The 20,797-nt window shown below is 63.9% G+C and carries 19 protein-coding genes and 1 pseudogene; 6 read left to right on the forward strand and 14 right to left on the reverse strand.

The window, feature by feature from the left end; translation table 11 throughout:
* Nucleotides 1-53 precede the first annotated feature (53 nt).
* Nucleotides 54-500 (reverse strand): annotated as a pseudogene (locus NKJ57_RS21415) (S10 family peptidase); the annotation flags it as partial.
* Between the two features lie 289 nt (nucleotides 501-789).
* Between NKJ57_RS21415 and NKJ57_RS21420 the strand changes: the two are divergent.
* On the forward strand, nucleotides 790-1,296 hold the full coding sequence (locus NKJ57_RS21420; protein WP_023672710.1) for an OsmC family protein: 507 nt from the start codon (nucleotides 790-792) through the stop codon (nucleotides 1,294-1,296).
* 153 nt (nucleotides 1,297-1,449) lie between these two features.
* Here the strand turns inward: NKJ57_RS21420 and NKJ57_RS21425 are convergent, their stop codons facing one another.
* From NKJ57_RS21425 to NKJ57_RS21485, 13 genes are all read right to left on the reverse strand, one after another.
* Nucleotides 1,450-1,671 carry a hypothetical protein gene (locus NKJ57_RS21425; RefSeq protein WP_023689120.1) on the reverse strand — a complete coding sequence of 74 codons (222 nt, stop codon included), beginning with the start codon at nucleotides 1,669-1,671 and terminating at the stop codon, nucleotides 1,450-1,452.
* Between the two features lie 135 nt (nucleotides 1,672-1,806).
* A complete protein-coding gene (locus NKJ57_RS21430) occupies nucleotides 1,807-2,436 on the reverse strand; it encodes a hypothetical protein (RefSeq protein WP_023752520.1) in 630 nt (209 codons plus the stop codon).
* A 77-nt stretch (nucleotides 2,437-2,513) separates the two neighbouring features.
* Nucleotides 2,514-3,269 carry an SDR family NAD(P)-dependent oxidoreductase gene (locus tag NKJ57_RS21435; protein WP_023672713.1) on the reverse strand — a complete coding sequence of 252 codons (756 nt, stop codon included), beginning with the start codon at nucleotides 3,267-3,269 and terminating at the stop codon, nucleotides 2,514-2,516.
* A 30-nt stretch (nucleotides 3,270-3,299) separates the two neighbouring features.
* A complete protein-coding gene (gene purF / locus NKJ57_RS21440; protein WP_023672714.1) occupies nucleotides 3,300-4,781 on the reverse strand; it encodes an amidophosphoribosyltransferase in 1,482 nt (493 codons plus the stop codon).
* A gap of 108 nt (nucleotides 4,782-4,889) precedes the next feature.
* Nucleotides 4,890-5,555: a CvpA family protein gene (locus NKJ57_RS21445; protein WP_023672715.1), complete on the reverse strand. Its 666-nt coding sequence runs from the start codon at nucleotides 5,553-5,555 to the stop codon at nucleotides 4,890-4,892.
* A gap of 48 nt (nucleotides 5,556-5,603) precedes the next feature.
* Complete coding sequence (gene radA / locus NKJ57_RS21450; protein WP_023672716.1) at nucleotides 5,604-7,007, reverse strand: DNA repair protein RadA; 1,404 nt, start codon at nucleotides 7,005-7,007, stop codon at nucleotides 5,604-5,606.
* Nucleotides 7,008-7,238: 231 nt separating this feature from the next.
* A complete protein-coding gene (locus tag NKJ57_RS21455) occupies nucleotides 7,239-8,732 on the reverse strand; it encodes a replicative DNA helicase (protein ID WP_023672717.1) in 1,494 nt (497 codons plus the stop codon).
* Between the two features lie 221 nt (nucleotides 8,733-8,953).
* The gene (locus NKJ57_RS21460; protein WP_352512281.1) at nucleotides 8,954-9,931 is read right to left on the reverse strand and encodes a small ribosomal subunit Rsm22 family protein; all 978 of its coding nucleotides are present in this window, start codon (nucleotides 9,929-9,931) and stop codon (nucleotides 8,954-8,956) included.
* 158 nt (nucleotides 9,932-10,089) lie between these two features.
* Nucleotides 10,090-11,439 (reverse strand): cyclopropane fatty acid synthase, encoded by a 1,350-nt coding sequence (locus NKJ57_RS21465; RefSeq protein WP_352512279.1) that lies wholly within the window; start codon nucleotides 11,437-11,439, stop codon nucleotides 10,090-10,092.
* A gap of 182 nt (nucleotides 11,440-11,621) precedes the next feature.
* Nucleotides 11,622-12,209: a 50S ribosomal protein L9 gene (gene rplI / locus NKJ57_RS21470; RefSeq protein ID WP_023672721.1), complete on the reverse strand. Its 588-nt coding sequence runs from the start codon at nucleotides 12,207-12,209 to the stop codon at nucleotides 11,622-11,624.
* A gap of 266 nt (nucleotides 12,210-12,475) precedes the next feature.
* Entirely contained in the window at nucleotides 12,476-12,724 is a 249-nt protein-coding gene (gene rpsR / locus NKJ57_RS21475; RefSeq protein ID WP_006203718.1) for a 30S ribosomal protein S18, read from the reverse strand.
* The gene (gene rpsF, locus NKJ57_RS21480) at nucleotides 12,724-13,224 is read right to left on the reverse strand and encodes a 30S ribosomal protein S6 (protein ID WP_023672722.1); all 501 of its coding nucleotides are present in this window, start codon (nucleotides 13,222-13,224) and stop codon (nucleotides 12,724-12,726) included. The genes rpsR and rpsF overlap by 1 nt, the downstream gene beginning before the upstream one ends.
* A 310-nt stretch (nucleotides 13,225-13,534) precedes the next feature.
* A complete protein-coding gene (locus NKJ57_RS21485) occupies nucleotides 13,535-15,463 on the reverse strand; it encodes an LTA synthase family protein (RefSeq protein ID WP_352512278.1) in 1,929 nt (642 codons plus the stop codon).
* Between the two features lie 277 nt (nucleotides 15,464-15,740).
* Between NKJ57_RS21485 and fabD the strand changes: the two genes are divergently transcribed.
* The 5 genes from fabD to mltG all read left to right on the forward strand — a co-directional run bounded on the left by fabD (nucleotide 15,741) and on the right by mltG (nucleotide 20,699).
* Nucleotides 15,741-16,688 carry an ACP S-malonyltransferase gene (fabD, locus tag NKJ57_RS21490; RefSeq protein WP_023705360.1) on the forward strand — a complete coding sequence of 316 codons (948 nt, stop codon included), beginning with the start codon at nucleotides 15,741-15,743 and terminating at the stop codon, nucleotides 16,686-16,688.
* A 60-nt stretch (nucleotides 16,689-16,748) separates the two neighbouring features.
* Nucleotides 16,749-17,486, forward strand: coding sequence for a 3-oxoacyl-[acyl-carrier-protein] reductase (gene fabG / locus NKJ57_RS21495; RefSeq protein WP_023705359.1), 738 nt, complete (start codon nucleotides 16,749-16,751; stop codon nucleotides 17,484-17,486).
* A 221-nt stretch (nucleotides 17,487-17,707) separates the two neighbouring features.
* Nucleotides 17,708-17,944, forward strand: coding sequence for an acyl carrier protein (locus NKJ57_RS21500; RefSeq protein ID WP_006203723.1), 237 nt, complete (start codon nucleotides 17,708-17,710; stop codon nucleotides 17,942-17,944).
* Between the two features lie 34 nt (nucleotides 17,945-17,978).
* On the forward strand, nucleotides 17,979-19,241 hold the full coding sequence (gene fabF / locus NKJ57_RS21505; protein WP_023685687.1) for a beta-ketoacyl-ACP synthase II: 1,263 nt from the start codon (nucleotides 17,979-17,981) through the stop codon (nucleotides 19,239-19,241).
* Nucleotides 19,242-19,442: 201 nt separating this feature from the next.
* Nucleotides 19,443-20,699, forward strand: a complete 1,257-nt coding sequence (gene mltG, locus NKJ57_RS21510) for an endolytic transglycosylase MltG (RefSeq protein ID WP_023752524.1) — start codon at nucleotides 19,443-19,445, stop codon at nucleotides 20,697-20,699.
* Nucleotides 20,700-20,797 lie beyond the last annotated feature (98 nt).

The following is a 20,797-nucleotide window of genomic DNA, read 5'->3' on the forward strand; positions in this document are numbered from 1 at the left end:
CCGGGGGCCTCGCGGCTGTAGCCGGTGCCGACCGGATCGACGAAGACGAGGTCGGTCATGTCGAGCCAGCTGTCGGGATTGTCGATCAGCTTTTGCGGCGGCGGCAGGAATTGGCCATCGGCGCCGGTCGCGACGACACGCGGGCCGAGTGCGCCGAGATGCAGATAGGCGGATGCCGCGCCCGGGCCGCCATTGAAGACGAAGGTGATGGGGCGAGCCTTCTCCGCGCCCGCCAGTGGCGGCAGCGTATAGGCGACATAGAAGATTTCCGCGGTGACCTCGCCCTTGCCGGATAGCAGTGACAGCGTGCCGGCCTTAGCCTGATAGTCCAGCTTGCGCCCGGCAATGGTGATTGAATGGCTGGTCGTCTGCGGTGCCGGCAGCAGCGACAGCACGCCGCCTGCCGGTGCGGGGCGCTCGGGCGTTTCGGCGACGACTGGCTGCGCGAAGGCTGCAAGCACCAACAGGGTAAGCGAGATCAGTTTCAGCTTGAACGGCATGATGCCTCCGCGGGAATGACTCTGCTTAGGTATGGCTCGGGCGGTCGAAGTCAAAGTAACTCTTCGCGAGCTAGCGTTCCTTCACGCCCCCTCTGTCCTGCCGGACATCCCCCACAGGGATGGAGATTGGATGTCGCGACCGCCTTCGCTAATCGCCGGCGTAGAAAGCGCCATCGGCGAAGCTGCAGATCTCCCCCCTGTGGGGAGGTGGCCGGCAGGCAGAGGGGGGCGCTGTCTCGCCGGCATATCAGTGCTATCAAAGCGCGACGGACTCGAAAAGGAATGCAACATGGACGCCACCGCACTCAAGGCCATGCAGGCACCGATCAAGGAGGCTTATCGCGACGATTCCTCGCGAGCGCTGATCACGCTTCGCGCCAAAGGCTCCATCGACGACCAGTCGATTGCCTGCAAGGTCGAGACGGGCAGGGCGCTGGCGGTCGCCGGCCTGCATCCGGCGACCGGCGGTTCCGGGCTCGAATTGTGTTCGGGCGATATGCTTTTGGAGGCGCTGGTGGCGTGCGCCGGCGTGACGCTGAAGGCAGTGGCGACGGCGCTGGAATTCAGGCTTGGCGCAGCCACCGTCGAGGCCGAAGGCGATCTCGACTTTCGCGGCACGCTGGGCGTGGCCAAGGACGCCCCCGTGGGCTTTCGCGCCATCCGGCTGAATTTCAACCTCGACACGGATGAGCCGCAGGCGCGCATCGATTCGCTCATCAAGCTGACCGAACGCTATTGCGTGGTGTTCCAGACCATCAACAGCAAGCCGGAGCTGACGGTGAGTGCGCGCGCCTGATCTCCCCCCTTGAGGGGGAGATGTCGCCGAAGGCGACAGAGGGGGTCGGGCCGACTGGACGCGACGCCCTTTGTGCGGAAGGAGGTTGGCACTCTACGCGAGGCGACCCCCTCTGGCCTGCCGGCCATCTCCCCCTCGAGGGGGGAGATTGCCCTACTGCGCCGCCGGCTCTTCCGCATCACCCTCATCGGTAAACGGCGAGGCGCTCGGCACGCAGTTGACCGCCCAGCCGGCCGGCGTCGGCTGCTTCTGATATTCGGTAATCGCGTTTGTGCACTGTTCGCGGGTGTCGAAGGTGCTGGGCAGCACCACCATGCCGCCTTGCGGGCCGGCGATCACCAGGTACCAGACCAATGCTACGCTGGGAGCAGCCATGGGAATTCCTCGCTTTGCTGAGTGTCGGAGTCGGGTCGACCCTAGCAACTCCCGGCTGATGGCGAAAGCAGGGCGAGCGGGGAGGGACCTGCCGGATCATCACAGACCCGTGAACGAACCGCTCCCAGACGTCTCTCAGTTCGTCGCAAAGCAGTAGAACAGGCCGTCGCCGCCGGTGCCTTTCAGCGCCTCCTGGCTGCAGCCGCCGCGCGAGGCATGCGAGGAGTTCCAGGATTTCGCCGCCGCCGACTCATCAAGGCCGGTGCGGTCGTGATGGCCCATCATCGCCGCGCCCTCCGCGCCGCTCAAGGTCCAGTCGCCGCAGGTCTGGTCGGCGAGCTTGGTGCCGTCAGGCTTCGAGCCGGTCAATATGTCGTGCCGGTTCGGCTTGTCGCCGCGGCCATTGACCACTTGGCCCTTCTCGGTCAGTGCCGTCTGCTTGTTGATGGCGTTGGCGTTGCTGTGCAGCGAGGCGACGTCATCGGCAATCTTCTCGCCCTTGGCGTTGACCCAGGGACCCTTGCCGATACGGTCGCGCGCATCGACATTGGCGCTCGAGAGATAGGCGTGCCATTCCTTGCCGGTAACCCCAGCCGCTTCCGCCAGCGAGGCGCAATGCGCGTCGGCACCCTTGAGACCGCCGAGATCGGCGCCCTTGCCGGAACCGACGCTGGTGACGAAGAAACTCATCTTGGCGTCTTGCGCCAGCGCCACCCCGGCTGTGGCGGCAATCGCGGCGGCGGCAACGAGAAGAAGTCTACGCATGTCGGTCCTCCGGTTTCGAATGTCCTACATTCGAAGAAACGTAACTGGAGGCCTGTTTAATCCCGCTACAACCCGGTTTATTCCGGCTGCCGGTAGGCGACGAAGCGGTTGTTCTTGACCTGGAAGATCAGCCCCGTCTCTTTCATCTCGGGGCTCGCCAGCGGCACGATGCGTTTTGCCACCTCTGACGGGTGCGGCAGCGTTTCCGGATCCTCGCCGGGCGCGGCCTGCGCACGCATGGCGGTGCGGGTGGCGCCGGGGTCGACCGCATTGATGCGGAGCGGCAGGCTCTGCGTCTCATGCGCCCAGGAACGCGTCATGGCTTCCACAGCCGCCTTCGACGCCGCATAGGGCGCCCAGAAGGCGCGCGCCGAATGCGCGGCCCCGGACGACATGAGAATGGCGCGGCCGGCGTCGGACAGCCTGAGCAGCGGGTCGACCGAGCGGATCAGCCGCCAGGTCGAGGTGACATTGATGGTCATAACCTTCTCGAAGGTTTTGGCCTCGACATGGCCGATCGGCGAGATGACGCCGAGCACACCGGCATTGGCCACCAGAATGTCGAGCTTGCCCCAGCGCTCGTGAATGGCGCCGCCCAGCCGGTCGATGCCGGCCATGTCTGAGAGGTCGAGAGGCACCAACGTCGCTTCGCCCTTGCCGGTTTTCGCGCGCTCGGCCTTGATCTGGTCGTCGAGTTCTTCCAGCCCGCCGACGGTCCGGGCTACCGCAATGACATGGGCCCCAGCGGCGGCAAGTTCCTTGGCGATGAAGTAGCCGATGCCGCGCGAGGCGCCGGTAACGACCGCGACGCGGCCGGAGAGGTCGAGGGTCATGCGAGCGCTTTCAAGGATAGCAGTTGGGCTTTACGCCCCGTTGTTCGCCAGCAGCGACAGCGTGCGCACATTGTCGTGACCTTCGAAGTCGAGCAGGCGGGTCGGGTACTGGCCGGTGAAACAGGCGTCGCAGAATTGCGGCTGCTCATTGTCGCGGCTGGCTTCGCCGACGGCGCGGTAGAGCCCGTCAATGGTGAGGAAGCCGAGCGAATCGACACGGATGAACTCGGCCATTTCCTCGATCGACATGCGCGATGCCAAAAGCTTCGACTTCTCCGGCGTGTCGACGCCGTAGAAGCACGACGCGCTGGTCGGCGGCGAGGCGATGCGCATATGCACTTCCTTGGCGCCGGCGTCGCGCACCATCTGCACGATTTTCTGGCTGGTGGTGCCGCGCACGATCGAATCGTCGACCAACACCACGCGCTTGCCCTCGATCATCCGGCGGTTGGCGTTGTGCTTGAGCTTGACGCCCATATGGCGGATCGAATCGCCGGGCTGGATGAAGGTTCGGCCGACATAGTGGTTGCGGATGATACCGAGTTCGAAGGGGATGCCTGCCGCCTGGGAGAAGCCGATTGCCGCCGGCGTGCCGGAATCCGGCACCGGCACGACGATATCGGCCTCGACCGGGCTTTCCTGCGCCAATTCGGCGCCGATACGCTTGCGCACTTCGTAGACATTGCGGCCTTCGACCGAGGAGTCCGGGCGGGCGAAATAGACATATTCGAAGATGCAGAAGCGGGTCTTCTGCGGCTCGAAGGGGAACAGGCTCTCGATGCCCTTCGAGGTCACCACGACCATTTCGCCGGGCTTCAGGTCGCGCACGAAGCGGGCGCCGATAATGTCGAGCGCGCAGGTTTCGGAGGCCAGGATCCAGGCGCCGTCCAGGTCGCCGAGCACCAGCGGGCGGATGCCGAGCGGATCGCGGCAGCCGATCATCTTCTTGGAGGTCATCGCGACCAGCGAGAAAGCGCCTTCGACCTGACGCACGGCGTCGATGAAGCGCGAATTCAAATCGCGTTCCTTACTGGTGGCAACGAGATGCAGCAGCGTCTCGGTGTCGGAGGTCGACGAGAAGATCGCGCCCTGCTTCTGCAGCGCGCGCTGCACGGTCATGGCGTTGGTGAGATTGCCGTTATGGGCGACGGCAAAGCCGCCATCGGCGAGTTCGGCGAAGAAGGGCTGGATGTTGCGCATGCCGGCGCCGCCGGTCGTGGCATAGCGCGTGTGGCCGATGGCACGGTTGCCTTGCAGGCTGTCGATGACGTGCTGCTTGGTGAAGGTGTCGCCGATCAGGCCGACATGGCGTTCGACATGGAACTGCGTGCCGTCATAGGAGACGATGCCGGCCGCTTCCTGGCCGCGATGCTGCAGCGCATGCAGGCCTAGCGTTACGATGGCCGCAGCGTCCTGCCGGCCGAAAATGCCGAACACCCCGCATTCGTCGTGGAAATGATCGTCTGCTTCGGCGGAAAGCACGTCGTCCGCGTCTGCCTTCGAAACTGCCATGGGGCTCAAGCTCCGCTAAAATGGCCATATAGTGCGATAGCGCCGCGAAAGCAACGTAGTCAGGCCGGAACTGCCGGGATGGCGCCTGTCCGGCACCATCCGTCCGTATCAGTTTGCCGGCGCGGCCGGAGCCGGAGCAGCGGGCGCGGGTGCGTTATCGGCCGGAGCGTCGGTCTCGTCGTCGGGCGCCGGCGTATCGTCACCGGTTGCCGGAGCATCCGCCGCCGGTGCATCGGCCGCCGGAGGCGTCTCGGCTGCCGGCTGATTCGGATTGAGCTTCTTCAGGATGGCGTTTTCCGGATCTTCGGGCAGCAGGCTTTCCAGCTTGGCGCCGATGGTCTCGAGCAGCGGCTTCGACTTGGCGTTGGCGATCCAGGCAGGGGCCTTGGCGCCGGCCAGCCAGTTGAAGAACAGTAGCGCCACGGCGACTACGAGGACGCCGCGCGCGGCGCCATAGAGGAAGCCCAGCGTACGGTCGAGCGCGCCGATCCTGGAATCGATGATCCAGTCGGCAAGCTTCATGGTGATGACGGAAACGACGATCAGCGCGATGAGGAAGACGATGCCGGCGGATGCCGCCATGGCGATCTTGTCGCTTTCGACATAGGGCTGAACGTAAGGCAGCACCGGCTTGTAGAAGAAGAATGCCGCCGCGGCGGCAGCCGCCCAGGACACGACGGACAGGATTTCGCGTGACAGGCCGCGAACCATGGCGAGCATCGCCGAGACCAGGGTGAAGCCGACGAGAATTCCGTCCAGCAGCGTAATCGGCATGTCTTTCGCCCCACTCAGATTGTCTTTTCACGGCTCGGGCGAGCCGCGTCAATCTTCCACGTCGACACGGCTGCGCCGTGAGCCGGCTATGCGTGCGACGAGATCGGCAAGTTCGGTCGGCTGGAAAGCGCCGGCCCCGATCCCCCCGACAACCTCCTCGCTGCCCAAGGGCAGAACCGCACTTCCAAAACCCAGCTTTTCGGCCTCTTTAAGGCGCTGCTGCGCATGCGCAACCGGCCTCACTGCGCCCGACAGGCTGATTTCGCCGAAATAGACGCAATCGGCGGGAAGGGCAAGACCGGTGAGCGACGAAACCAGTGCAGCGGCAACCGCCAGATCGGCCGCCGGCTCGGAAATCCGGTAGCCGCCGGCGACGTTGAGGTAGACATCGTGGGTGCCGAAGCGCACGCCGCAATGGGCTTCGAGCACGGCAAGGATCATCGACAGCCGTGCGCCGTCCCAGCCGACGACGGCACGGCGCGGCGTGCCCAATGTGGACGGCGCCACCAGCGCCTGGATCTCGACCAGCACCGGACGTGTGCCTTCCATGCCGGCAAATACCGCGGCACCCGGCGATTTTGCGTGGCGTTCGCCGAGGAACAGCTCCGACGGATTGGCGACCTCGCGCAAGCCCTTGTCCGACATCTCGAAGACGCCGATCTCGTCGGTCGGCCCAAAACGGTTCTTCACCGTGCGCAGGATGCGGTAGTGATGGCCGCCTTCGCCTTCGAAATAGAGAACGGCGTCGACCATGTGCTCGACGACGCGCGGACCGGCGATCTGGCCTTCCTTGGTGACATGGCCGACCAGCACGATGGCAGCACCGGTGGATTTGGCGTAGCGGATCATCGCTTGCGCCGAGGCGCGCACCTGGGTGACGGTGCCGGGCGCCGAGTCGGCCATGTCGGTCCACAGCGTCTGGATGGAATCGAGGATGACGAGGTCCGGCCTTCTGCCGTCGGCTATTGTTGCCAGGATATCCTCGACATTGGTCTCGGCGGCAAGTTCGACCGGCGTGTCGGCGACGCCAAGCCGCTGCGCCCGCAGCCGGATCTGCGCGACAGCCTCTTCGCCCGAGACATAGACGATGCGGTGGCCTTTTGACGCCAATGCTGCTGCGGCCTGGGTAAGCAGCGTCGACTTGCCGATGCCGGGATCGCCGCCGACCAGCAGCGCCGAGCCGCGCACGAAGCCGCCGCCGGTGGCGCGGTCGAGTTCGCCAATGCCCGAGATGATGCGCGGCGCGTCCTCGATGTCACCGGACAGGCTGGTCAGCACCACGGCGCGGCCCTTGCGCGCATTGCGCGTGTTGGCCGGTCCCGAGCCTATGCCGCCCGAGGTGCCTTCCTCGACCAGCGTGTTCCACTCGCCGCAGGCATCGCATTTGCCGGCCCAGCGCTGATGCACCGACCCGCAATTCTGGCAGATGAACTGGACGCGCGATTTAGCCATCAGGCGCCGCCTGCTTCGAGCGTTGCTAGAAAGGCTGGTGGGGCACCACCCCCCTCTGGCCTGCCGGCCATCTCCCCCTCAAGGGGGGAGATCAGCAGCTTTGGTCTCGGCGCCCACCGTGCCACGTTGATAATTGGCGAAAGCCGACATGACATCCAATCTCCCCCCTTGAGGGGGAGATGTCCGGCAGGACAGAGGGGGGTGCGAAGGAATGAGGCCTTTCTCAACAGACTACTCGAACCTCTCCGCAATATGATGCTCTTCGGCGAGGTCGGAAAACCGTGTGAACTCGCCATGGAAGGCGAGGCTCACCGAACCTGTCGGGCCGTGGCGCTGCTTGGCGACGATGACTTCGGCCTTGCCGCGCATCTCGTTCATCTCGTGTTCCCACTTGATGTATTCGTCGGTGCCGGGCTTCGGTTCGCGGTTCTTCAGATAATATTCCTCGCGGTAGACGAACATCACCACGTCGGCGTCCTGCTCGATCGAGCCGGATTCGCGAAGATCGGACAGCTGCGGGCGTTTGTCTTCGCGGCTTTCGACCTGACGCGACAGCTGCGACAGCGCGATGATCGGAACGGAGAGTTCCTTGGCCAGCGCCTTGAGGCCGGTGGTGATCTCGGTGATTTCCTGCACCCGGTTCTGCGACGATTTCGCGCTCGACCCCTGCATCAGCTGGATATAGTCGATGACGATGAGGTCGAGGCCGCGCTGACGCTTCAGCCGCCGCGCCCGCGCCGACAGCTGCGCGATCGAGATACCGCCGGTCTGGTCGATGAACAGCGGGATCTTCTGCATGGTCTGCGAGCAGGCGACCAGCTTTTCGAAATCCATCTCTGAAATCTCGCCGCGGCGGATTTTTGACGACGAAATTTCCGTCTGTTCGGAAATGATGCGGGTGGCGAGCTGCTCGGACGACATTTCCAGTGAGAAGAAGCCGACGACGCCGCCGTTGGCTGCCTTGAACGAGCCGTCGGCCTGTTGCGCCGGCTCATACATCTCGGCGATGTTGAAGGCGATGTTGGTGGCGAGCGATGTCTTGCCCATGCCCGGACGGCCGGCAATGATGATCAGATCCGACGCCTGCAGGCCACCCATGCGGCGGTCGAGATCGCGCATGCCGGTGGCGAGGCCCGACAAATGGCCGTCGCGCATATAGGCGGCGTTGGCCATGTCGACGGCGGTCTTGACCGCATCGGTGAAGCTTTCGAAGCCGCCATCGTAACGGCCGGTTTCGGCCAGTTCGAACAGCCGCCGCTCGGCATCCTCGATCTGTTCGGACGGCGCCATGTCGACCGGCGCGTCATAGGCGATGTTGACCATGTCCTCGCCGACGGTGATCAGCGCGCGGCGCGTGGCCAGATCGTAGATGGCGCGGCCATAATCGGTGGCATTGACGACGGTGACGGCTTCGACCGCCAGACGAACCACATATTGCGCCACCGTCATGTCGCCGACCTTCTCGTCAGCCGGCAGGAAGGTTTTCAGCGTGATCGGCGTCGCCACCTTGCCCATGCGGATGAGCTCGGCCGCGACCTCGAAGATTTTCCGGTGCAGCGGCTCGTAGAAATGGCCGGCCTTGAGGAAGTCGGAGACGCGGTAGAAGGCATCGTTGTTGACGAGGATGGCGCCGAGCAGCGCCTGCTCGGCCTCGATGTTGTTCGGCGCTTCACGATAAAGCGGTTGCTGCTCCGCCACGCCGAATTTTCGCGCTGCCTCTGCCATGATGTCCCCGATTTTGATCCCGGCTTCTCGATATCAGAACGAGATAAATCGGTGCTGACCTTTCTGCATCACCGCACGACCAATCAACCTCGATGCCCCGTTGTTCACAGGGGCGGCAAACCGTCCACAGAAGAGTGTTTCCGCGCCCCGATTCCGGTTGACTCAGAAAGGCGCTGACTTTTATCCGAGTCGTTGGAACAGAGCAAGAACAATCTCGGTGATTATCCGCTTCTTCCGTCCAATGTATCGCCCCAGTCCAGTCGCCGCGCTGCCTTGAACAACTCGCCCTCGCGCTTGGTGAAAAGTGTCTCGCCGGCGCCGCCATCCGGCTGGCACAGTTTGAGCAGCACCTTGCCGGAGCCCGATTTCGGCGGCGCAATCACGCGCGGCTGACGTACAGGCGCGGCTTGCCGCGACGCCGCGACGTAGATGAATTTCTCGTCCTCCCACGGCACGTCGGCGTCTTTGGCCAGGCGGTGCAGGCGCGAGCGGGCGACGCGGCGAGAAAAATGGCACCAGTCGGGCGGCTCAAGCGGGCAGGGCGCCTCATGCGGACAAGGCGCCAGCACATGCGCCCCGGCCTCCAGCAATTGCCGGCGCACTGCCAGGATGCGCTGCCAGCCTGCCGGTGTGCCGGGCTCGACGATCAGCAGTGTGTCGCCGGTCAACTGCCAGAGCCGGCCGACAAGCTTCGGCAGCGATGCCGGCGCGATCTCGTCCAGCACATAGGCGCAGGTGACCAGATCGGCAGGCTTAAGATCGGCAAGGTCGATGGTCACGTCGCCGGCGCGCCAGTCCATCCTGGTGGCGATGGTATCAAGGGCGAGCGACTGGCCAACCTTGCGCACCGCGGCGCTTGCTTCAATCAGAACCGCCTCTTCGAGGTCGGGCCACAGGTCTGTAGTGGCCCAAAGCACCGTGCCAGGACCGGCGCCGACATCGAGCAAGCTCGTTGGCTGGAAATCGGGCCGCGCATAGGCGAGTTCGTCGAGACCGGCCCGTACCGCCGCGTAGGTCGCCGGCAGCCGCGTCGCCAGATAGGCTTTTACCGCCATCTCTTCGGCCATGTGCAGGCGGCCGTCGCGCAATTCGGCGCGGTAGCGGTCGGACAGCGTCTTCGCCGCCTGGCGCAGCACCGCCAGCGGTATCGTTTCGAGCAGGCGCTCGACGCCTTGTCGCAGCGAGGCGGGGAGTTCCACGCTCAGGCTCCGCGTGGCGCGAGCACCGAGGCGCCGGCGAACTCGACAAGGGTGGTGGCTATGGTGGGCAGGCAGGTCATTAAAAAAGGTCTCGCGAGAACGAGACCTTTTTTCAGTGTCAGAGCCGTCAATGGCAAGCGGCAATCGCAATCGAGGCGTTATTCGCGATCCGCCACCTTGCGACGGCGCGCTGGCTTGGCCGCAACGGACCTGACAGCAACGGACCTGGCAGGCACAGACCTGGCGACAGCAGGCTCGGCGCCCGCCGTCTCCTGGCGATGCCCCATTTCGCGCATTTCGAGCGCCTTTTCACATTTGGCCATGTAGTCGCGCGTCATCGGCAGCGTGTCGTTCTTCTTGGCGATCTGGATCTGGAAGATCACCAGATCCTGCCAGCGGAAGGCGGCTTCCGAAGCCGCCAGATAGAACTCCCACATCCTGCAGAAGCGCTCGTCGTAGATGGCCTTGGCCATGTCCCGGTTGGCGGCAAAGCGCTGGCCCCAATGCTTCAGCGTATCGGCATAGTGCAGCCGCAGAATCTCGATGTCGGTGACTACAAGGCCCGACTTCTCGATCGCCGGCATCACCTCCGACAGCGAAGGAATGTAGCCGCCCGGAAAAATGTACTTGCGGATGAAGGCGCTGGTCGCCCACGGCACGCCGGAGCGGCCGATCGTGTGCAAGAGCATGACGCCGTCGGGCTTCAACAACGTCGCCGACTTGTCGAAGAAAGTGCGGAAGTGGTTGACGCCGACATGCTCGAACATGCCGACCGAGACGATGCGGTCGAAGCGTTCGTTGAGTTCGCGGTAGTCCTTGAGGTCGAAATGCACGCGGTCCTGCAAGCCTTGCGCATGCGCCCGGTCGGTGGCGACGCCGTGCTGCTCGGTCGACAGCGTCACGCCTTGCACGTCGACATCGAAAGCCTTGGCGAGATAGAGGCCGAGCCCACCCCAGCCGGAGCCGATATCGAGCACGGTCTGGCCGGCCTTCAGCCTGAGCTTGGCGGCGATATGGCGTTTCTTGGCCATCTGCGCCTCGTCGAGCGTCATGTCCGGCTGTTCGAAGTAGGCGCAGGAATACTGCATGTCGTCGTCGAGGAAGAGCCGGTAGAGGTCACCCGACAAATCATAGTGGCGCTGCACGTTGCGGCGCGCCCGTGATGCGGTGTTGATCTGCTGCAGGCGGCGAAAGGCGTGGCGCAGACCCTCGATGGCCTTCGACCAGGTGGCGTCGATACCGCCACTGCCCATGTTCTGGAAGGCGATGCGCATCATACCCAGTACGCCGCCCTCGATGATGTCGAGTTCGCCGTCCATATAGGCTTCCGGCACGGCCAGCATCGGATCGAAGGTAATGGCGCGCTCGGCATGCGCGGTCTTGATGTGCATATGCACCGGCTCGCCGCTGCCGTCGCCGAAAACCACTGTCGAGCCCTTCGGGCCGGTGACTTTCAGATTGCCCGTACGCACCAGGCGGTCGAGAACGCGTTTCAACAGAATATTCATCACCAAATGTCCCCTCACGGTCAGACTGGCGGACCAATTCTGCAACAATATATAGGGGTTCGAAAAGTTCCATTTGGCACAAAAATGCCCGGGCGAGAGGCCCGGGCATTGGTCCAGAAAGGCTGGATGACGACTTGGAGCGCTGCTCCGCTCGCTTCCTGTGCGATCAGGCCCGTGCGAGATCAGGCGTTGTCTTCTTCGCCGCCTTCGAACTCGGTGTTCGGGTCGAAGAAGTTCTCCGGCCGTGCGTTGTCGTTGATGTCATCGCCATAGATGGCTTCGGCGGTGGTCAGCGTCTCGCCCTTGGCCTGGCGTTCGGCTTCGTCGGCCGTGCGGGCGATGTTGAGGCTGATGGTGACCTCGACTTCCGGATGCAGCGCAATCGCCACATTGGTGACGCCGATGGTCTTGATCGGCTGGTTGAGCTGGATCTGGTTGCGGTTGACCGAGAACCCTTCGGCGGTCAGCAGGTCGGCGATGTCGCGGGTCGACACCGAACCGTAGAGCTGGCCTGTCTCGCCGGCCGAACGTACGGCGATGAAGCTCTTGCCGTCGAGCTTTTCGGCAACCTGGCTGGCTTCCGACTTGCGCTCGAGGTTGCGCGCTTCGAGCTGCGCGCGCTGCCCTTCGAACTTCTTCTTGTTGGCTTCGTTGGCGCGCAGCGCCTTGCCCTGCGGCAAGAGGAAGTTGCGGGCAAAGCCGTCCTTGACCTTGACGGTATCGCCCATCTGGCCGAGGCGGGAAACGCGTTCGAGAAGAATCACTTGCATGGTTTTGTTCCTTCGTCTGGGCACCGACCGCGGGATCGGCGCCGAATTGAATGGAACAGGTCAGGAAGCTCTGAGCGCCTTGGCGCCGGTGTCGCTGTCCTGCCTGTCGCGGCAGTTAGAGGCTTTTCACCTCAACTCGGGATTTCAATGCATGTCGCCAAAAGTGGTCCCGGTTTTGGGACAACGACATGCATCATCAAATTACCCCTGCGGCGCCCGTCGCCGTGGGAGAAGGAAGCAGGCGGCGAACCGCCCGCTCGAAAGTCTTAGCGAACCACGTAGGGCAGCAGGCCGAGGAAGCGGGCGCGCTTGATCGCCTTGGCGAGTTCGCGCTGCTTCTTCTGGCTGACGGCGGTGATGCGCGACGGCACGATCTTGCCGCGCTCGGAAATGTAGCGCTGCAGAAGACGCACGTCCTTGTAGTCGATCTTGGGCGCGTTGGCGCCGGAGAACGGGCAGGTCTTGCGGCGGCGATGGAACGGGCGCCGGGTCGGGATCTGATTGATGTCGACCATTATTCTGCACCTCCTTCAACGCCTTCGCGCGGACGGCGCGGACCACGATCACCACCGGCGTCGCCAAATGAGCGCGGCGGACGATCGCCACGGTCGCCGCGATCACGGTCGCCGAACGAGCGCGGACCACGATCACCACGGTCGCGGTCGCCGAAGCCGCCGCGTTCCGAGCGCTCTTCGCGCTTCTGCATCATGGCCGACGGGCCTTCCTCATGCGCCTCGACCTTGACGGTCAGGAAACGCAGCACGTCCTCGGACAGGCCCATCTGGCGCTCCATCTCGTTGAGCGCTGCCGGCGGGCAGTTGAGGTCCATAAGCGTGTAGTAAGCCTTCCGGTTCTTGTTGACCCGGTAGGTGAGGGACTTCAGTCCCCAGTTCTCGACCCGGCCGACGGACCCGCCATTTGCGGAGATGACGCCCTTGTACTGTTCGACAAGCGCATCGACCTGCTGCTGCGAGAGGTCCTGCCGGGCAAGGAACACATGTTCGTATAGAGCCATAGTGGTTCAGTGCCTTTCTTCGTTTCTCTCCCGGATCCTCGCGGCAAAAGCCTCTGCAACTTCTCTGACCCGCTGATCCCGAGGGGGCGGGGAAGAAAGGAGCATTTCGAGACGGTCGAGAGCGGAGACACGGGAGGCGGAAGCGCTTCTGGCTTCACACGAAGGTTTTGGGTAAAACCTCCGGCCCTCCGTTCAGCCCCCAGCAAGGACCGGCAGATTGCGGGCGTCTATATAGCAAATTGGCTGGAAGGCAAGGGTAACGCATGCTCCGGACAGCGTCCTAGCGTCGCAGGGTTGGATAAAGAAGGCATCAACTCGTATGCGGGGTACGACCGTTGATCGTTTCGGGGAAGAAGTCCGGAGCCGCCTTACGCTTGCCGAACATCATATCGTATTGCAGCAGGCGGAAGTCGTTGATCGCCGGATCAACGTCCTTCTGCCGCGCCCAGTCCGGCGTGGCCTCACCTGACGGTGTCAAAAGCAGATTGCGGTCGACGACGCGATAGCGTTCGCGCAGCGCGCCCAGGAAGCCGGTGTAGTAGGGGTGCGTGATCCCGGCCGTTGTCAGGATGTGGTAGGGCAGGAAGGCCGGGCTCACGGCGCCCATATCCTGCGCCGGACCGGTGCGGTTAGACCAGATGACCAGCGGCGTCTGATGATGCTCCAGTGCCGCCGCCGGCGTCGGTTCCTTGCGCGGCGCGACATTGTCCTTCAGGTAACCGGTTTCGACATAGACGGGGCCGAGCGGCGGCAGATGGTCGCCGAAGAAGGCGATGACCGTCGGCCGGTCGCGCTTCTTCGCCCATTCGATCAGCCGCTCGAGGCCGCGATCGGCATCGGCGGAGCCTTCGGCATAGCTGAGCAGCGATTCCCGCGCCCATGTGCTGATCGGCGCCGCGACCTTGTGGGTCGGATTGTAATAGCGGTACGGCTCGTAGGGACCGTGGTTCTGCAGGCTGACGGCGAAGAAGAACACCGGCCGCTCGCTGGCGTCGGCCTCTGCGATGATCTCGTCGGTCATCGACGCATCGGAAGCCAGCGGCCCGCGCTTTTCCAGTGGCGGCAGCGTCTCTTCCGAGCGGAAATCGTTGAAACCGAAATCGGCATAGACGGCGCCTCTGTTCCAGAACCAGTTGGTGCCCGGATGGATGGCGCGCGCCCGGTAGCCCTCGCTTTTCAGGAAGGTCGCCAGCGACGGCGTCGGCGTGCGCACATATTGCTGGTAGGGGATCGAGCCCGCCGGCAGGAAGGCATTGGAAAAGCCGGTCAGCGCCTCGAATTCGATGTTGGCGGTCATGCCGCCGAATTCCGGCGAAAACATATAGCCGGAACGCAGCGCCCGCACATTGGGGATCGGGTCAGGCGTGATTGTGACGCCGGGCAGCTTGGTCGGATCCCAGAAAGATTCGCTCATCACCACGATGATGTCGGGTTTCTCATCCGGTACCGAGGCCGCCACAGCAGGCCTGTCGATCGCGTCGATCGCCTTGTCGGAATAGCCCGCCGGCGCCGAGACATGCGCCATCGGCACGTTGAGTGCGAAGGCCAGCGCAAACCCGTTGGAGGCGTAGTTCTCCTTCTGGTCCCACATGATCGGGATGATCTGCAGCCGGTCGCGGGTCCACGAGAAGGTGGCGTAGTCCATTATCGAGACGAAGAAGGCGAGCAGCGGCACTGCCAGCGTCAGCCGCGCCAGCCGCCCTTTGCGGCTGAGGATCGGAACCTTGCGGCGCCACAACCGCCAGCCATAGATCAGCAGCGACAGGCCGGCGACGATGCCGACCGCCATGGCGAGCGCCGTCCAAGGCCGTTCGCGCACCAGGAGCGGCATCAGTGCCATGATCTGGCGCGAATAAAGAAAATCGGTTGGGTAGAGCGGATCGCCGAGATAATGCGACTTCTGATGCCCGACAAAGGCCAGCGCCAGCGTCAGCGGCGCCACGATCATCAGGCTCTGGTGACTGCGGCCAAGCACGGCGTCCAGTCCCATCAGCACCAATGCAAAGACAATGATGGTGGTCCAGCCCGGCTTGAATGGCTGCAGGAAGAAGTCGACTGTGCCGAAGAAGTCGCCGCGCACGATCCATTCGATGGCGAACACCAGGATGGCGGAGGCAAGCAGCGTGACCAGACCGTAGCGGATGACCGGCCATCTGCGCCCCGGCAGGTAGCCGGTGGACGGATCGTCTTCCAAGAACTGTGGCGCGGGTACGGTCGCGCCCTTCCTGATCCTAGCCACGTCTCTTCCCCCGGCCCAAGCAACGCGCATTTCCACTCGCGCCACCGTTCTGTCATAGAACTGTCATGCAAAAGCTAGCGCCTGTGGCGAAAATAAGAAGAGCCAGCAAACGATTCGTGAGCGGTTTTCATCAGGTGTGATCGGCAAAAAGCCTTTGGGAACAGGGACTCGAGGTCAGCTCCGGTTCAAGCGAGAGCCGAAATGCCGCCTTCGGGCTTGACTTGGCGGTCCGCCTTGCGTCACAGGCAGGAAAAATCAGCCGCTGGAGAGCGCCCAAATGGCCGTCGCATTCACCTTTCCGGGACAGGGCAGCCAGGCTGTCGGCATGGGCAAGGACCTCGCCGACGCCTTCCCCGAGGCACGCAGGGTGTTCGAGGAAGTCGATGATGCGCTGGGCGAAAAGCTGTCGAAACTGATCTGGGAAGGCCCGGAAGAGGCGCTGACCCTGACTGCCAATGCCCAGCCGGCGCTGATGGCGGTCTCGCTGGCGGGAATCCGCTCGCTGGAAGCGCGCGGCTTTTCGCTGAAGGACAAGGTTGCCTACGTTGCCGGTCATTCGCTCGGCGAATATTCCGCCCTTGCCGCGGCCGGTTTCGTTTCGGTCGCCGATGCCGCCCGGCTGCTGCGCATCCGCGGCAACGCCATGCAGGCGGCGGTGCCGGCCGGCGAGGGCGCCATGGCGGCGATCATCGGACTGGAACAGCCCGACGTCGAAGCCGCTTGCACCGAGGCCGCAACGGGATCCGGCAAGGTCTGCCAGATCGCCAACGACAATGGCGGCGGCCAGCTGGTGATCTCCGGCGCCAGGGCGGCGGTGGAACTCGCCGCGAAACTGTGCACCGAAAAGGGCGCCAAGCGGGCGCTGATGCTGCAGGTCTCCGCACCCTTCCATTCGGCGCTGATGGCGCCGGCGGCCGATGTCATGCGCGAGGCGCTGGCCGGCGTGACCAAGAATGCACCGGTGGTGCCCGTCGTCTCCAACGTCACTGTAGTCCCGACCAGCGACCCCGACGAGATCGCGCGCCGCCTGGTCGAGCAGATCACCGGCCGCGTGCGCTGGCGCGAAACGGTGGAGTGGTTCGGCGCCAATGGCGTCGCCACGCTCTTTGAGATCGGCGCCGGCAAGGTGCTTTCCGGCCTGGCGCGGCGGATCAGCCGCGACATCGCCACATCGGCCGTCGGCACGCCGGCCGATGTCGAGGCGGCGCTGGCCGCGCTTGCATAATCCACTGGCGATTCAACCCCTCCCGTGGGAAGGGTGTTCTCTTAAGATCAGGAGACGAAAATGTTCGAACTGACCGGCCGCAAGGCGCTCGTCACCGGCGCATCGGGCGGCATTGGCGAGGCGATTGCCCGGGTGCTGCATGCGCAAGGCGCCATTGTCGGCTTGCACGGCACCCGCGTCGAGAAACTGGAGACCCTGGCCGGCGAACTCGGCGACCGGGTAAAGCTGTTCCCGGCCAATCTTGCCGACCGTGACGAGGTCAAGGCGCTTGGCCAGAAGGCCGAAGCCGAACTCGAAGGCGTCGACATACTGGTCAACAATGCCGGCATCACCAAGGACGGCCTGTTCGTGCGCATGGCGGACGCGGATTGGGACAGCGTGCTGGAGGTGAACCTCACCGCCGTGTTCCGGCTGACCCGCGAGCTGACCCATCCGATGATGCGCCGCCGCCATGGCCGCATCATCAACATCACCTCGGTGGTCGGCGTCACCGGCAATCCTGGCCAGACCAATTATTGCGCCTCCAAGGCCGGCATGATCGGCTTTTCCAAGTCGCTGGCGCAGGAGATCGCCACCCGCAACATCACCGTCAACTGCGTCGCCCCGGGCTTTATCGAATCGGCCATGACCGACAAGCTCAACGACAAGCAGAAAGACGCGATAATGGCCGCGATCCCGACGCGCCGCATGGGCACGAGTGTTGAAGTGGCGTCGGCCGTCGCCTATCTCGCCTCCAACGAGGCAGCCTACGTCACCGGCCAGACCATCCATGTCAACGGTGGCATGGCCATGATCTGACAGGATATTGCCGGGTGATAAGAAGACATGGCCGGCTTGTGAAAAGAGACCATTTCGCCTTGGACCTCAGCCATTTTTCGTGTAATGCGGCCCGCAACCCGGCGGTTCGGGCAAAAACCGGTCCGGCATCGTTGCGTTTCCGGCAGGACCATCTTTCAGCTTGATTAGCGGCATTCTGCCCGCTAACGAAGACAGACAAACAAAAGACGAGGATGCCCCAAATGAGTGACACCGCAGAGCGCGTCAAGAAGATCGTCATCGAACATCTTGGCGTCGATGCCGACAAGGTGACGGAGCAGGCGAGCTTCATCGATGATCTGGGCGCGGACAGCCTCGACACGGTCGAACTCGTCATGGCCTTCGAAGAAGAGTTCGGCGTCGAGATTCCGGACGATGCGGCCGAGACCATCCTGACCGTCGGCGATGCCGTGAAGTACATCGACAAGGCTTCGGCCTGACACTATCCGCAGTCATCACCGGGGAGGACCTGCGATGAGGCGTGTCGTCGTCACGGGCCTTGGCCTGGTTTCGCCGTTCGGCATGGGCTTCGAGCACAGCTGGAAGGAACTTCTGACCGGCCGCAGCGCCGCCAAGCGCGTCACCGAGTTCGAAGTGGAAGATCTTGCCTGCAAGATCGCCCACGTCATTCCTCGCGGTGACGGCACCAACGGCACGCTCAATCCCGAAGCCGTGCTCGAGCCCAAGGAACTGCGCAAGATCGGCGACTTCATCCTTTACGGGATTGCGGCCGCCGACGAAGCGCTGAAGGATTCCGGCTGGGAGCCCAGCACCGAAGCCGAGCGCTGCGCCACCGGCGTCATGATCGGCTCCGGCATTGGCGGCCTCGAGGGCATCGCCGAGAACGCTATCATCCTGAAAGAGCGCGGACCGCGCCGTATCAGTCCATTCTTCATTCCCGGCAACATTATCAACCTGGTATCTGGCCAGGTATCGATCCGGCATGGGCTGAAAGGCCCCAACCACGCCGTCGTCACCGCCTGCTCGACCGGCGCGCACGCCATTGGCGATGCCGCCCGGCTGATCATCTTCGGCGATGCCGACGTGATGCTGGCCGGCGGCGCGGAATCGCCGGTGACCAGACTATCGCTTGCCGGCTTCGCTGCTTGCCGGGCACTGTCCACCGACCGCAACGACACGCCTGAGAAGGCCTCGCGTCCCTATGACCGCGACCGTGACGGCTTCGTCATGGGCGAGGGCGCCGGCGTCGTGGTGCTGGAAGAACTCGAACACGCCAAGGCGCGCGGCGCCAAGATCTATGCCGAGGTCACCGGCTACGGCCTGACCGGCGATGCCTATCACATCACCGCACCGGCCGAAGACGGCGACGGCGCCTTCCGCTGCATGACGGCGGCGCTGAACCGGGCCAAGCTGACGCCCGCCGACGTCGACTACATCAACGCGCACGGCACCTCGACCATGGCCGACACGATCGAACTCGGCGCCGTCGAGCGGCTGGTCGGCAACGCCGCCTCGAAAATCTCGATGTCGTCGACCAAGTCGTCGATCGGCCATCTCCTGGGTGCCGCGGGCGCCGCCGAGGCGATCTTTTCGATCCTCGCTATCAGAGACAACATCGCGCCAGCCACCATCAATCTTGACAACCCGGAACGCGAAACCGCGATCGATCTTGTTCCGAACACGCCACGGCATCGCCAGGTCGACGTGGCGCTGTCCAACTCCTTCGGCTTCGGCGGCACCAACGCTTCGCTGGTATTCCAGCGTTATACAGGCTGATTGCGGTATCGACCGGCGCGCCAGCGGTCTGTCGTCAATTTTGCCATATTCAAGCCTACTCTGCCGCTGGGGATTCGTCGCATCGGCCTGAAACCGAAGGCGCTTTTTTAAAAGCACGATGCGTAGGCTTGAAATGTTAGGGCACGCTGTGCGTCCAATCGGGCGCATGGTCGCTCTAAGAGATCAGATGGTAGGGCGCTAATGAACACCAATCCGGGCGGCAGCGGACAATTCGGACAAAACCAGCAGACCGGCCCGATCGTGCCGAAGACCGCGGCCGAAGCTTTGCGCCCGGAAGCCGGCACACCACCACCAAAGCGCTCGCGCGCCTCGCGCAGCCAAGTCGTCGTGTTCATGAACTTCGTCATCTCCGCGGTGATGTTGATGATCCTCGCCGCCGGCGTTTCGCTCTATTTCGGCAAGCAGGCATTCAACGAACCGGGCCCGTCGGTGGCCGGCGACACCTTCCTGGTCAAGCCGAGCACCGGCGTCCAGGATATTGCCGACCAGCTCGAACGGCGTGGGCTGATCAGCGATGCCCGCATCTTCCGCATCGCCGTGCGGGTCTATGGCAATGATTCAGCGCTGAAGGCAGGCGAATACGAGATAAAGCCGCGCGCCTCCATGCGCGACATCATGGAGCTTCTGAAGAGCGGCAAGTCGGTGATGTATTCGCTGACCATTCCCGAGGGCCTGACGGTCGAGCAGGCGCTGCAGCGCATCGCCGAGCAGGATGCGCTGACCGGCGACATGCCGGCCGCCAAGCCGGCTGAGGGCAGCCTCGCCACCGACACGCTGCGCTTTACCCGCGGCGCCACGCGCCAACAGATGGTCGACAAGCTGCTCGCCGACCAGAAGAAGCTGGTCGACGAGGTCTGGCAGCGGCGCGCGCCCGACCTGCCTCTGGCCAATGTCGACGACTTCGTCACCTTGGCCTCCATTGTCGAAAAGGAAACCGGCCGGGGCGACGAGCGCTCGCGCGTTGCCGCCGTCTTCCTCAACCGTCTGGCCAAGGGCATGCGGCTGCAATCCGATCCGACCATCATCTACGGCCTGTTCGGCGGCAAGGGCAAACCCGCCGACCGGCCGATTTATCAGTCTGACATCCAGAAACAGACGCCTTACAACACCTATCTGATCAACGGCCTGCCGCCGACGCCGATCGCCAATCCCGGCCGCGCCGCGCTCGAAGCCGTCGCCAACCCGTCGAAGACCGATGATCTCTATTTCGTCGCCGACGGCACCGGCGGCCACGTCTTTGCCACCACGCTTGCCGAGCACAATGAGAACGTTGCCCGCTACCGGGCACTGCAGAAGAAGCAGGCTGAAGACGCCGCCAAGGGCGCCAAGACTCCGGGCCAGACCGATGCACCGGCGGATGGCAACGACAACGGTGACGCAAGTGGCGATGCCGCCGGTGACAGCGGTGATGCCGGCGATAGGGGTGCCGCCCAATAGCAGGCCGGCGCTTTCAGACGGATCGACCTTAAGCGATGCGGACAGAGGCGGACGCGCTGCTGCTTTGAACGAGTAGCGGGGTTCGAAGCGTTTTCGGT

Origin of the sequence: Mesorhizobium sp. M0077, from assembly GCF_040322955.1 — a bacterium.
In the GTDB taxonomy this organism is placed as follows: Bacteria; Pseudomonadota; Alphaproteobacteria; order Rhizobiales; family Rhizobiaceae; genus Mesorhizobium.